General features: G+C 66.4%; 13 protein-coding genes. 11 read left to right on the forward strand and 2 right to left on the reverse strand.

Going from position 1 to position 11,354, the window contains the following annotated elements:
• Positions 1–11 precede the first annotated feature (11 nt).
• From ACFSQR_RS13110 to ACFSQR_RS13135, 6 genes are all read left to right on the forward strand, one after another.
• Positions 12–2,282 (forward strand): nitric-oxide reductase large subunit, encoded by a 2,271-nt coding sequence (locus ACFSQR_RS13110; RefSeq protein WP_377730307.1) that lies wholly within the window; start codon positions 12–14, stop codon positions 2,280–2,282.
• A 70-nt stretch (positions 2,283–2,352) separates the two neighbouring features.
• On the forward strand, positions 2,353–2,616 hold the full coding sequence (locus ACFSQR_RS13115) for a DUF2249 domain-containing protein (protein ID WP_377730308.1): 264 nt from the start codon (positions 2,353–2,355) through the stop codon (positions 2,614–2,616).
• A 24-nt stretch (positions 2,617–2,640) separates the two neighbouring features.
• Positions 2,641–3,093, forward strand: coding sequence for an RrF2 family transcriptional regulator (locus tag ACFSQR_RS13120; protein WP_377730309.1), 453 nt, complete (start codon positions 2,641–2,643; stop codon positions 3,091–3,093).
• Positions 3,094–3,096: 3 nt separating this feature from the next.
• Entirely contained in the window at positions 3,097–3,474 is a 378-nt protein-coding gene (locus tag ACFSQR_RS13125) for a SirB2 family protein (RefSeq protein WP_377730310.1), read from the forward strand.
• Positions 3,475–3,477: 3 nt separating this feature from the next.
• Complete coding sequence (locus ACFSQR_RS13130; RefSeq protein WP_377730311.1) at positions 3,478–3,717, forward strand: DUF2249 domain-containing protein; 240 nt, start codon at positions 3,478–3,480, stop codon at positions 3,715–3,717.
• On the forward strand, positions 3,717–4,997 hold the full coding sequence (locus tag ACFSQR_RS13135) for a permease (RefSeq protein ID WP_377730313.1): 1,281 nt from the start codon (positions 3,717–3,719) through the stop codon (positions 4,995–4,997). The genes ACFSQR_RS13130 and ACFSQR_RS13135 overlap by 1 nt, the downstream gene beginning before the upstream one ends.
• Here the strand turns inward: ACFSQR_RS13135 and ACFSQR_RS13140 are convergent.
• Both ACFSQR_RS13140 and nirK read right to left on the reverse strand, forming a co-directional pair.
• The gene (locus ACFSQR_RS13140; RefSeq protein ID WP_377730315.1) at positions 4,977–5,657 is read right to left on the reverse strand and encodes a Crp/Fnr family transcriptional regulator; all 681 of its coding nucleotides are present in this window, start codon (positions 5,655–5,657) and stop codon (positions 4,977–4,979) included. The genes ACFSQR_RS13135 and ACFSQR_RS13140 overlap by 21 nt on opposite strands.
• Positions 5,658–5,733: 76 nt before the next feature.
• Positions 5,734–7,140, reverse strand: a complete 1,407-nt coding sequence (nirK, locus tag ACFSQR_RS13145; protein WP_377730316.1) for a copper-containing nitrite reductase — start codon at positions 7,138–7,140, stop codon at positions 5,734–5,736.
• Positions 7,141–7,403: 263 nt separating this feature from the next.
• On the opposite strand from nirK, the gene ACFSQR_RS13150 reads away from it, so the two are divergent.
• The 5 genes from ACFSQR_RS13150 to ACFSQR_RS13170 all read left to right on the forward strand — a co-directional run bounded on the left by ACFSQR_RS13150 (position 7,404) and on the right by ACFSQR_RS13170 (position 11,353).
• Positions 7,404–8,363 (forward strand): transporter, encoded by a 960-nt coding sequence (locus ACFSQR_RS13150; protein WP_377730318.1) that lies wholly within the window; start codon positions 7,404–7,406, stop codon positions 8,361–8,363.
• Positions 8,364–8,380: 17 nt separating this feature from the next.
• Positions 8,381–8,854: a TlpA family protein disulfide reductase gene (locus tag ACFSQR_RS13155; RefSeq protein ID WP_377730319.1), complete on the forward strand. Its 474-nt coding sequence runs from the start codon at positions 8,381–8,383 to the stop codon at positions 8,852–8,854.
• Positions 8,855–8,919: 65 nt separating this feature from the next.
• Positions 8,920–9,963 (forward strand): peptidase U32 family protein, encoded by a 1,044-nt coding sequence (locus ACFSQR_RS13160; RefSeq protein ID WP_377730322.1) that lies wholly within the window; start codon positions 8,920–8,922, stop codon positions 9,961–9,963.
• Positions 9,964–9,989: 26 nt separating this feature from the next.
• Positions 9,990–10,895 carry a U32 family peptidase gene (locus tag ACFSQR_RS13165; RefSeq protein WP_377730324.1) on the forward strand — a complete coding sequence of 302 codons (906 nt, stop codon included), beginning with the start codon at positions 9,990–9,992 and terminating at the stop codon, positions 10,893–10,895.
• Positions 10,892–11,353, forward strand: a complete 462-nt coding sequence (locus ACFSQR_RS13170; protein ID WP_377730325.1) for an SCP2 domain-containing protein — start codon at positions 10,892–10,894, stop codon at positions 11,351–11,353. Before ACFSQR_RS13165 ends, ACFSQR_RS13170 begins: the two co-directional genes overlap by 4 nt.
• Position 11,354 lies beyond the last annotated feature (1 nt).

Raw genomic sequence — 11,354 nt, forward strand, 5'->3', positions numbered from 1 at the left:
GGAACATTGCCATGAAATCCACGCGCAAACTCTGGACTTGGCTGGCCATTATCTGCGTGCTCTCGTTCGCCGCCCTCGGTTGGGTCGGCACGGAGATCTACCTGAAAGCGCCGCCAATTCCGCAGGTCGTCAACCAGAAGGGCGACGTCCTGTATACCGCCGACCAGGTGCAGCACGGCCAGCAGGCCTGGCTCTCGGCCGGCGGCCAGCAGCTGGGCACCGTCTGGGGCCACGGCAGCTACCTCGCACCGGACTGGTCGGCCGACTGGCTGCACCGCGAAGCGCTGGCGCTGCAAGACATCTACGCCCAGCGCGACTTCGGTTCGCCTTACGCCGACCTGTCGGTCTCGCGCCGCGGCCAGATCGACATCCTGGTCAAGGAAGAACTGCGCCGCAATACCTATGACAAGGCGACCAACACCGTCACCCTGTCCGCCGAGCGCGCGCAGGCAGTCCAGCAAGTGGCGCTGCACTACAAGGGACTGTTCGGCAATGAAGCCTCGCTCGACGCGCTGCGCGAACAATATGCGATGACCTCCGGCTCGCTGCCGCTGGAAACCGACCGCGATGCGCTGTCCGCATTCTTCTTCTGGTCCTCGTGGGCGTCCGCCGCCGACCGTCCGGGCGAAACCGCGCTGTCCTACACCAGCAACTGGCCGCACGAGCCGCTGGTAGACAACACCCCGACCGCCGGCGCCGGCATCTGGTCGGTCGCCAGTATCATCCTCATGATCGGCGCCATCGCCGGCATGATCTTCTTCCACTCGATGCACAAGGAAGAAGACGATCCTGCGCCACCTAAGAACGATCCGCTGTTCAGCCTCAAGGCAACGCCTTCGATGAAGGCCACCAAGAAGTACTTCATCGTCGTGGTCGGCCTGATCCTGGCCCAGGTCCTGATGGGCGTCATCACCGCGCACTATTCGGTGGAGGGTTCCAGCTTCTTCGGCATCCCGCTTGCCGACATCCTGCCGTTCACCGTCAGCCGCACTATCCACACCCAGTTCGCGGTGCTGTGGATCGCCACCGCATGGCTGGCCACCGGCCTGTACATCGCCCCTGCCATCTCCGGCCATGAGCCGAAGTACCAGGCGCTGGGCGTGAACCTGCTGTTCTACGCGCTGCTGTTCATCGTGGTCGGCTCGACCGCCATGGGCTGGCTCGGCACCCTCGGCCACAAAGGCACCACCTTCGCATTCTGGCTCGGTAACCAGGGCCTGGAGTTCACCAGTATGGGCCGCGTCTGGCAGATCCTGCTGTTTGTCGGCCTGCTGTTCTGGGCAACGCTGCTGGGCCGCGGCCTGTGGCCAGCGCTGAAGAAGCCATCGGAAAGCCGCGGCCTGATCGCCATGGTGTTCCTGGCTGCAGTCTGCATCGGCGGCTTCTACGCCACCTCGCTGACCTGGGGTCCGAAGACCCACTACTCGATGGTCGAATACTGGCGCTGGTGGCTGGTCCACCTGTGGGTCGAAGGCTTCTTCGAAGTGTTCGCCACCGCCGTGATCGCACTGCTGTTCACCCGCCTGGGCCTGATCCGCGCCGCTTCGGCCAACAGCGCCATCGTGCTCGAGACCATCGTGTTCCTGTTCGGCGGTATCCTGGGCACGCTGCACCACCTGTACTTCACCGGCACCCCGACGTCGGTGATCGCGATCGGCGCCATGTTCTCCGCGCTCGAAGTCGTGCCGCTGTCGATGATCGGTGTCGAGGCATACCGCAATTACAAGCGTTCGCAGGCTGCGCCATGGGTGCAGAACTACAAGTGGGCGATCCTGTGCTTCATCGCAGTCGGCTTCTGGAACACCGTCGGCGCCGGCCTGCTGGGCTTCTCGATCAACACCCCGATCGCGTTGTACTACATGCAGGGGCTGAACATGACCGCCGCGCACGGCCACGCCGCGCTGTTCGGTGTGTACGGCATGCTCGGTATCGGCCTGATGCTGTTCTGCCTGCGCGGCCTGTCCGACCGCCTGGCCTGGTCCGACAACCTGCTGCGTCCAACCTTCTGGTTGCTGAACATCGGCCTGGCCATGATGGTGTTCATGTCGCTGGTCCCGGCCGGCATCTACCAGGCATGGGCAAGCATCACCAAGGGCATGTGGTTCGCCCGCTCCCCTGAAGTGATCCACTCGACCTTCATGGAAACCATGGTGTGGCTGCGCGTACCGGGCGACATCGTGTTCGCGATCGGCTGCGTATTCCTGGGCCTGTTCGCCGTGCGCCTGATCGGCCGCAACCCGGCGCAGGTGCCGGCAAGCGAACCAGCCGCAAGCAAGGCCTGACACGGCCAGTGTTTCGCCGGCTCCGCGGTTGGGAGCCGGCGTTTTTTTCGACCGAACTGAAAGACACATCATGCCTCACGATTGCTCCACTCCCTCCATTGAAGCGGGCGTCTACGAATTCGACGCCCGCGGCGTGGCCCGCCGCTTCCGCCATGCGGCCATTTTCGGCGCTCTGAACGCCCTCAATCCGGGCGAGACCATGCGCTTCATGAACGATCACGATCCGCTGCCGCTGCTGTCCCAGCTGGACAACTACTTCGGCCCGCGCATCGAGATGGCCTACGTCGCGCGCGAGCCCGGCGCGGTCATGATCGATTTCCGCATCATTTCCTGACCGACCGCACTGGGGAGACCCGCCATGCGCCTCACCGACTACACCGACTATGCGCTGCGCGTCCTGATGTACCTGGGCGCCCACCGCGGCCGCCTGGTCACGATTCAGGAAATCGCCACCATGCACGGGATATCGCGCAACCACCTGAGCAAGGTGGTGCACCGCCTGGCGGTGGCGCGCCTGGTGGCGACCGTGCGCGGCCGCACCGGCGGCCTGCGCCTGGCGCGCGACCCGGGCGAGATCACGGTCGGCGAAGTGGTGCGCCTGACCGAGCCGGACTTCATGATGGTCGAGTGCTTCGACGAGGCGCGCAACCAGTGCTCCCTGTCCCCGACTTGCATCCTGAAGCGATCGCTGGCACGCGCCACCCGGGCCTTCCTGGAGGAACTCGATGCGCTGCCGCTCGCGGCGGTGCTGATTCCGGCCCAGCAGGCCGTTCCAATGGCACAATCGCGGTTATTGACCACGACCGGCTGAACCATGGACTACTTCGCACTCAAGCACTTCCACATGACCTGCGCCGCGCTTTCGGGCGGCTTGTTCCTGCTGCGCGGCGGCTGGATGATGCTTGGATCGGACATGCTGGCGCGGCGCTGGGTGCGCACGCTGCCGCACCTGGTCGATTCGCTGCTGCTGGCAAGTGCGATCGGCCTGGCGGCGTGGAGCGCGCAGTATCCATTCGAGCAACCATGGCTGACCGCCAAGGTGGTGGCGCTGGTCGCCTACATCCTGCTCGGCACCCTGGCGCTGAAAGGGCCGACGCTGCGGCTGCGCACCGCCGGCTACCTCGCCGCCCTGGCCACATTCGGCTACATCGTGGCCGTCGCCGTCACCAAGAACCCACTACCATTTACCTGACCTATGCCCGGACAACACGACGCCACCGAAATCGTCCTCGACGTTTGCGGCCTGATGCCGCCCGAACCCATGGAACGCGTGCTGGAAGCACTGGCCGACATCGGACCCGGGCAGCGCCTGCGCATGCTGATCGACCGCGAGCCGCGCCCGCTCTACCGCATCCTGGAACGTAACGGCGACCGCTACGAAGCCATCCTGCGCGACGATGGCATCTACGACATCCTGATCACGCCCGCACCATAGTGCGGCGTGCACTGTCCCTGGGCGACACCCCGTCGCTGTCGGTGCCGCTGCGCTTCCTGCTGACGGCGCCCTGGTTCGGGCTGGGCGCCGGCCTGCTGCTGGCATGGCAGGGCGCGGACGCGCTGGCCACGCGCTGGTCGCCCGTGACCGTCGCGCTCACCCACCTGCTCACGCTGGGTTTCCTGGCCATGACCATGGCCGGCGCGCTCCTGCAGATGCTGCCGGTGGTGGCCGGCTTCACGGTGCCGGGCGGCCGGCTGGCCGCCATGGTCGCCTGGCCTGCGCTGTGCGCCGGCACGCTGCTGCTGGCTGGCGCACTGCTGTCCGGGATGCCGCAGCTGTTCGGTCCGGCCGCCGCCGTGCTGGCGCTGGCCTTCCTCGTGTTGTGTGGCGTGTTTGCCGTTGCGCTTTCGCGGCGCGCGCCGGCCGGCGCGCTGGCCATGGTCGGCGGCATGCGGCTGGCCATCGGCGCGCTTGCGCTGACCGTCGTGATGGGAATCCTGCTGGCGCTATTCCTGGGAGGCTGGACCAGCCTGCCCGCGCTGGCCGTCACCGAAGTTCATGCCGGCTGGGGATTGATCGGCTGGGTCCTGATGCTCGTGATCTGCGTGGCCTACCAGGTGATCCCGATGTTCCAGGCCACCCCCGCCTATCCGGATAAATTCACCTTTGCCTTGCCGCCCTTGCTGGCCGCCGCGCTCGCGCTGTGGAGCTATGCAACGCTGTCGAATGCGCCCTGGGCTGGCGGCGCCGGCGTTGCCGTCGCGCTGTGCATACTGGGCTTTGCCGGCGTCACGCTCTGGCTGCTGGCCCGCCGCAAGCGTCCCGCCGCCGATGCGACCACGCTGTACTGGCGCCTGTCGATGGGCAGCCTGGCCACATGCACCGCCGTCTACCTGTGGCCCGGCAGCGGCGCGCCATGGCGCGAACTGCTGGTGGCGGTGCTGTTCATCGGAGGCGTCGCAATGGGAGCGGTGAATGGCATGCTGTACAAGATCGTGCCATTCCTGCTGTGGTATCACCTTCAGCAGCAGGGCGTGCCGAAGGCCAGGCTGCCGGGGACGCAGCAGTGGATCACCGAACGGCGCGCCAGGATGCAGTTCTGGCTGCACGCGGGCGCCACCGGGCTGCTCGCTGCCGCGACAGTGGCACCGGCTGCGCTGGCCCGCGCCGGCGGCCTGGCGCTGTGCGCGGCTTGCGGCTGGCTGGCGGCGGACCTGTGCGGCGCCGCCTTGCGCTATCGCCGCATTGCGCGCGAATCAGCCCTCGAACGCGCGTAAGCGCTCGATGTCGAGGATCGTGATCTCGCGGCCGCGCACCGCGATCATGCCCTTGTCCACCAGCTCGTGCAGGACGCGCGAGAAATATTCCGGGGTCAGGTTCAGGCGCGAAGCCAGCATCTTCTTGCTCATCCCGAGCACCACCTGCGCGCCGTCGCCTTCCGGTTCTTCCTTCAGCAGGTAGCCCACGATGCGCTGGCTCCCCGAGCGCAGCGAATAGGACTCGACGTCCGAGATCAGGCCGTGCAGGCGGCGGCTCATCCCCGCCAGCATGCGCCGCGCCAGTACCGGATTGCGCTCCAGTTCATCGAACACGGCATGCTTGGAAATGTGCAGCAGCAGCGTGTCGGCCAGCGCGTGCGCGTTGAGGATATAGGGGCGCTCCATGAACATGAGCGCTTCGCCGAAGCTGTGTCCGGCCCCGACCACCTCGACGATCTTCTCGTTGCCCTGCACCGAGACGAAGCCGAGCTTGACCTGGCCGTAGATCACGGTGTGGAAGCCGTTGCAGGGATCGCCGCGCTGGAAGACGGCGGTGCCGCGCGGGACGTGCTGCTCCGTGGTGGCCGCGGCAATGGCGTTGAGTTCGTCAACGGCGAAGTCGCTGAACAGGGGCAGGCGCTTGAGGAATTCGCGCGGATCGATGCGTGGGTGGGCCATGTGGGACCTCTGGATGGGTAGCTACGAATAAAAAAGGACCCGCTCGCGGGCGGGTCCCTGTCATGCCCGGCGTGGATCAGTGACCCGAATCGCCGTCAGGCTTGGTGTGCGCGCGGAAGATCGATGGGTTCTCGGCGCCCTTCACGTACAGGAAGCCTGCCAGACCTTTCTCCAGGCGCGACAGCGCGTGGTCGACCAGGATGTAGCGGCCCGGCACATCGACCTTGAACTCGACCATCGTCGCGCCGCCCGGCGCCACCGTGGTGGTCTGCACATTGTGCAGCGGAGGCGAGGTCAGGTCGGCCAGCTGGTACACGTTGTCGAACACTTCGCCGATCACGTGGAAGCTGGAAGTCATGTTGGGACCGCCGACACCGAAGAAGATGCGCACGTTCTCGCCCACGTTGGCTTCCATGCGGTGCGTCTTGGTCAGCGCATCGTGGTTGCCGTTGAAGACCAGGTGTTCCGGCTGCTCGGCCAGCAGCTTGTCGAGCGAGAATTCGTTCTCGCCGGGGGTGCCGTGGCGCTGCGCGGTGTACAGCTCGCCCTGCATCACGTAGAACTCGCGGTCGACCTTCGGCAGGCCGCCTTCCGGTTCGACCAGGATCATGCCGTACATGCCGTTCGAGATGTGCTGGGCCACCATCGGCGTGGCGCAGTGGTACACGTACAGGCCGGGATTGATCGCCTTGAACGTGAACGACTTGGTGCTGCCAGGCGCGGCCTGGGTCGAAGCGGCGCCGCCGCCAGGACCGGTCACGGCGTGGAAGTCGACCGAGTGGATCATCTTGCTGTCCTTGGCGTTCGACATGTTGACCGTGACTTCATCGCCCACGCGCACGCGGATGAACGGGCCCGGCACCTTGCTGTTGAAGGTCCAGTACTTGTAGGTCGAGCCGTCGGTCAGCTGGCCAGTAACTTCGGTGGTATCCAGGTTGACGGTCAGCTTTTGCGGGCCGCGCTTGCCGACCGGCTTGCCCACTTCCATCGGATTGGCCGAGATGTCGGCCGCTTTCGGCGCAGCCTTGGCGACCGGATCGCCCACGATCAGTTTGCCGATCATGCCGGCGGCGACGTGGCCGGGCAGGGTGCAGATATAGGTGAACTCACCTTTTTTGTCGGCCTTGAACACGATCGAGGTCGATGCGCCCTTGTCGTTCAGCTGGTTCGACTTGGCGTTGAAATCGGGCACCGAGATGTCGTGGGTGGCGCCGTCGCCGTTGACCAGGTTGATCTGCACGATCGCGCCGACCGGCACGCGCAGTTCCGGATTGGCCTTGCCTGTCAGCGGTCCGGTGTCGCCCATGAACACCAGCTTGCCGTCTGCGATATCGGTGCGCAGCGTGAACGTCACGGTCGGACGGTATTCGACATTGGCGCTTCCGCCATGACCGCCGGCGTGCTGCTGGGCGTAGGCGGGGACGAGGGCGGCTGCGCCCAGGATCAGTGCTGCGACGGCTTGGGAAGTCAATTTACGTTTCATTTTTATCACCTTGGTTGTTCGGTGCCAGGCACCGGATCTTCTTGCTACTCTTGGACACGGATCAATCATACATTTCGGATACATCTTAAAAAATTGACTCAGATCAAAAAATTTCGAGTTCAGAAAAAATACTGATGGGCCGGGTGTCGCTTCTTGGAAATTTGACTTACATCAAGGAATTCGGCGCGCCGCGCCGCATACGATGAATTCACCGCGCACCGCATGTGCCGCACCGAATCCCAACCAACCGCTTCCCAATCATCATGAAACGCTCCGCCACCACACTCGCTGCCGCACTCGCCGCAGCCCTTCCATCGCTTGTCTTTGCCAGCTGTGGCGCCTCCTTCTGCGCGGTCAACACCAACTGGACCACCCAGAGCGCAATGCTCGAAGCCGGTTCCGCATTCGACCTGCGCTACGAATACATGCACCAGGACCAGCCCTACGCGGGCAGCGACCGGGTCGCGTTCGGCCAGATCCACCGCCACCACGACGAGCAGTCAACGCTGAACCGCAACATGGTCGGCACCTACAGCCGCAATTTCGGCAACGGATGGGGAGTCGAAGCCACGCTGCCCGTGATGCAGCGCGACCACAGGCATGTCCACAACCACCACGGCGCCCAGGTCCACGACGCATGGAAGTTCACCAGCCTGGGCGACGTGCGCGTGGCCGGCCGCTACCAGTTCGCCGGCATCGGCGATCCGCTCAATCCGAGCACCAACGGCGTCACCTTCGGGCTTAAGCTGCCCACCGGCCGTACCGGCATCGACAACGCGCAAAGCGGCACGGCCGAGCGTTCGCTGCAGCCCGGGACCGGCACCACCGACCTGATGCTGGGCGCCTTCCATCACCAGAAATTCGCCGCGCGCGATGCGTCCTGGTTCGTGCAGGGCAGCTACCAGCACGCGCTGGGCAGCCACGATGGCTACAAGCCGGGGGCGCAGTTGGGCGCGGACCTGGGCTACCGCCATGGCCTGGGCGCCAGCTGGGGCGTGCTGGCACAGCTGAACTTCCTCCACAAGCGATCCGACAGCGGCGCACAGGCCGAGCCAGCCGACACCGGCAGCCGCGCGCTGTATGCAAGCCCCGGCGTGTCCTACGCGGTCGGGCGCAACATGCAGGTCTATGCGTTCTACCAGCACGCGCTGTACCGCAAGGTCACCGGCGTCCAGATCGGCGCGGACCGCAGCTTTGTCGCCGGCCTGTCCGGCCACCTGTGAACGAATTGGGAGATGCCATGAAGCGCTACGCCTGTTCCGCGCTGCTCGCGCTCGCCGCAGTCGGCGCGCAGGCAGCCGACTTTGCGCTGGTCGATACCGCCGGGGTGCGTCATTCGCTCGCTGCGCACCATGGCAAGTGGGTGCTGGTGAATATCTGGGCGACCTGGTGCAGCCCCTGCGTGGCCGAGATGCCGGAGCTCGACAGCCTGGCGCGCGCACGCCGCGACCTGGTCGTCATCGGCCTGGCGGCGGACGGCGCGGACGCGCGCCGCGTGAAGGCGTTCGCCAGCCAGCTCAAGGTCTCTTACCCGATCGTGACCGGTGCCCCGTCGGACCTGGCGCAGTTCGGCGCGCGCGCCTACCCGACCAGCATTCTGTATGGCCCGGACGGCGTGCAGCGCGCGTTCCGGGAAGGCCGGATCACGCGCGCGCAGGTGGAGGCCGCGATGATCACCGCCGTCGACATGGCGGGCGGTGACGCAAATCGTTAAAGCAGCTTAAGGACAGCGCCGGGACCGGCTCGTATAGTTTCGGCTGGTCCTTACCTGGAACTGGCATGACCCTTACTGCATCACCGGCAGCGGCCGCCCCGCCTGCTGCTTCCATCGAACTGGTGTGCCCCGCCGGCAGCCTGCCGGCCCTCAAGGCCGCCATCGACAACGGCGCCGACTGTGTCTACCTCGGCTTTCGCGACGCCACCAATGCGCGCAATTTCGCCGGCCTGAATTTCGACGACGCCCAGATCGCGCAAGGCATCGCGTATGCCCATGCGATGGGCCGCAAGGTACTGCTGGCGCTGAACACCTATCCGCAGGCCGACAACTGGAAGACCTGGCGACAGGCGGTCGACCGCGCCGCCGGCGCCGGCATCGACGCGCTGATCATGGCCGATCCGGCGCTGATGGCCTACGCCGCGGAGCACCATCCGGCCCTGCGCCTGCACCTGTCGGTGCAGGGCTCGGCCACCAACTACGAAGCCATCAACTTCTATCACAAGCATTTCGGCATCCAGCGCGCGGTGCTGCCGCGCGTGCTGTCGATGACGCAGGTCGGCCAGCTGATCGGCCACACACCGGTCGAGATCGAGGTATTCGGCTTCGGCAGCCTGTGCGTGATGGCGGAGGGGCGCTGCGCGCTGTCCTCGTATGCCACCGGCGAGTCGCCCAACACGCACGGCGTCTGCTCGCCGGCGCGCGCGGTGCGCTGGGAGCAGGCGCCCAAGGGCCTGGAGGCGCGCCTGTCCGGCGTGCTGATCGACCGCTATGCCGACGGCGAGAACGCCAGCTACCCGACCCTGTGCAAGGGACGCTTCGAGGTGGAAGGCGAAGAGTATTACGCGATCGAGGAGCCGGCCAGCCTGAACACCATCGAACTGCTGCCGCAGCTGATCAGGCTGGGCGTGCGCGCGGTGAAGATCGAGGGCCGCCAGCGCAGCCCTGCCTATGTGGCGCAGGTGACGCGGGCATGGCGCGAGGCGATCGACATGTGCCGCGACAACATCCAGCGCTACTCCGTGCGGCCGGACTGGATGGCCGCCCTCAACCAGGTCGCGGAAGGGCGCCAGCACACGCTCGGCGCCTATCACCGCAAATGGAAATGACCCCGAATTTCACCCGACAGGAAAATATGCTGAAGCTGTCCCTCGGCCCCGTGCTGACCTACTGGGCGCGCGAAACGCTGTTCGAGTTCTACCAGGTGATCGCCGAAAGCGCGGTCGACATCGTCTACATCGGCGAGACGGTGTGCTCGCGCCGCCACGAGATGCGGCTGGACGACTGGCTCGATGTGGCCGACCTGCTCGCAGCCAACGGCAAGGAAGTGGTGCTGTCTTCGCAGGCGCTGATCGAATCGAACAGCGAACTGGGCGCGCTGCGCAAGCTGGTCGCCAACGGCCGCTTCGGCGTCGAAGCCAACGACGTCGGCGCCGTGCATTGCCTGGACGGCGCTCCGTATGTGGCCGGCCCGCACCTGAACATCTACAATCCGCCGGCCCTGGCGACCTACGCCCGCACGGGCGCGCGCCGCTGGGTGATGCCGCTCGAACTGGGCCGCGCCCAACTGCTTGGCATGCGCGCGGGCATGGCGGCCGGGATGGAGACCGAGGTGTTCGCCTTCGGCCGCATGCCGCTCGCGTTTTCGGCCCGCTGCTTCACCGCGCGCAAGCTGAACCTGCCCAAGGACGACTGCCGCTTCTCCTGCATGGAGCATCCGGACGGTCTGCTCCTGAACACGCGCGAAGGCCAGCCGTTCCTGGTGCTGAACGGTATCCAGACCCAATCGGCATCGGTGCACAACCTGGTCGCGGAGCTGGCGGACATGCGCGGGATTGGCGTCGACGTGGCGCGCATCAGCCCACAGTCTTCCGGCACGGCCGACATCATCGCCGCCTTCGACCTGGCGCGCCGCGGCGCGATCGATACTGCCGAAGCCAGGCGCCGGATCGCGCCGCACCTGGTGGGCGCCGAATGCAATGGCTACTGGTTCGGCGAGCCGGGCATCGCATTGCACCGGACCGTGGCGGAGGCAGCATGAGGACCGCACCGCCCGCATCGTTCATCATCCCCGCCGGCGTGGCCGGCGTGCTGGGGCGGCTGCCCGCCTACCCGGGTTCGTGGCTGTTCGCGCGCGCCCTGAACCTGGCGCTGGCGCGGCACCTGCCGGCCGACGTGCGCGCCGCGCTCGAGGGCAGGGCGCTACGGCTGGCCGTGCAGGACGCGAAGCTGGTCTTCGACTTCACCTGGCGCGGCGCCGGCTTCGCAGCGGGCACGGCGGGCGCGCAGCCGGAGCTGACCATCCGCGCCTCAGCGCAGGACCTGTGGCGGATGGCGCGCCGCGAGGAAGACCCGGACACGCTGTTCTTCAGCCGCCGCCTCGTGCTGGAGGGCGACACCGAACTGGGCCTGCTATTCAAGAACACGCTGGACAGCCTCGACCTGTCGGTATTCGACCTGGCTGCCGGCCTGGGGTCGCGCCGCCGCCGCAGGCGCTAGG

The organism is Pseudoduganella sp. GCM10020061, assembly GCF_042683405.1.
GTDB lineage: Bacteria > Pseudomonadota > Gammaproteobacteria > Burkholderiales > Burkholderiaceae_D > Telluria.

Coding starts and splice junctions, on each gene's coding strand:
- ACFSQR_RS13110 (WP_377730307.1), top strand. CDS start 12: ATGAAATCCACGCGCAAACTCTGGACTTGGCTGGCCATTATCTGCGTG.
- ACFSQR_RS13170 (WP_377730325.1), top strand. CDS start 10,892: ATGAGGACCGCACCGCCCGCATCGTTCATCATCCCCGCCGGCGTGGCC.
- ACFSQR_RS13115 (WP_377730308.1), top strand. CDS start 2,353: ATGCCTCACGATTGCTCCACTCCCTCCATTGAAGCGGGCGTCTACGAA.
- ACFSQR_RS13130 (WP_377730311.1), top strand. CDS start 3,478: ATGCCCGGACAACACGACGCCACCGAAATCGTCCTCGACGTTTGCGGC.
- ACFSQR_RS13120 (WP_377730309.1), top strand. CDS start 2,641: ATGCGCCTCACCGACTACACCGACTATGCGCTGCGCGTCCTGATGTAC.
- ACFSQR_RS13155 (WP_377730319.1), top strand. CDS start 8,381: ATGAAGCGCTACGCCTGTTCCGCGCTGCTCGCGCTCGCCGCAGTCGGC.
- ACFSQR_RS13140 (WP_377730315.1), bottom strand. CDS start 5,657: ATGGCCCACCCACGCATCGATCCGCGCGAATTCCTCAAGCGCCTGCCC.
- ACFSQR_RS13165 (WP_377730324.1), top strand. CDS start 9,990: ATGCTGAAGCTGTCCCTCGGCCCCGTGCTGACCTACTGGGCGCGCGAA.
- ACFSQR_RS13160 (WP_377730322.1), top strand. CDS start 8,920: ATGACCCTTACTGCATCACCGGCAGCGGCCGCCCCGCCTGCTGCTTCC.
- ACFSQR_RS13125 (WP_377730310.1), top strand. CDS start 3,097: ATGGACTACTTCGCACTCAAGCACTTCCACATGACCTGCGCCGCGCTT.
- nirK (WP_377730316.1), bottom strand. CDS start 7,140: ATGAAACGTAAATTGACTTCCCAAGCCGTCGCAGCACTGATCCTGGGC.
- ACFSQR_RS13150 (WP_377730318.1), top strand. CDS start 7,404: ATGAAACGCTCCGCCACCACACTCGCTGCCGCACTCGCCGCAGCCCTT.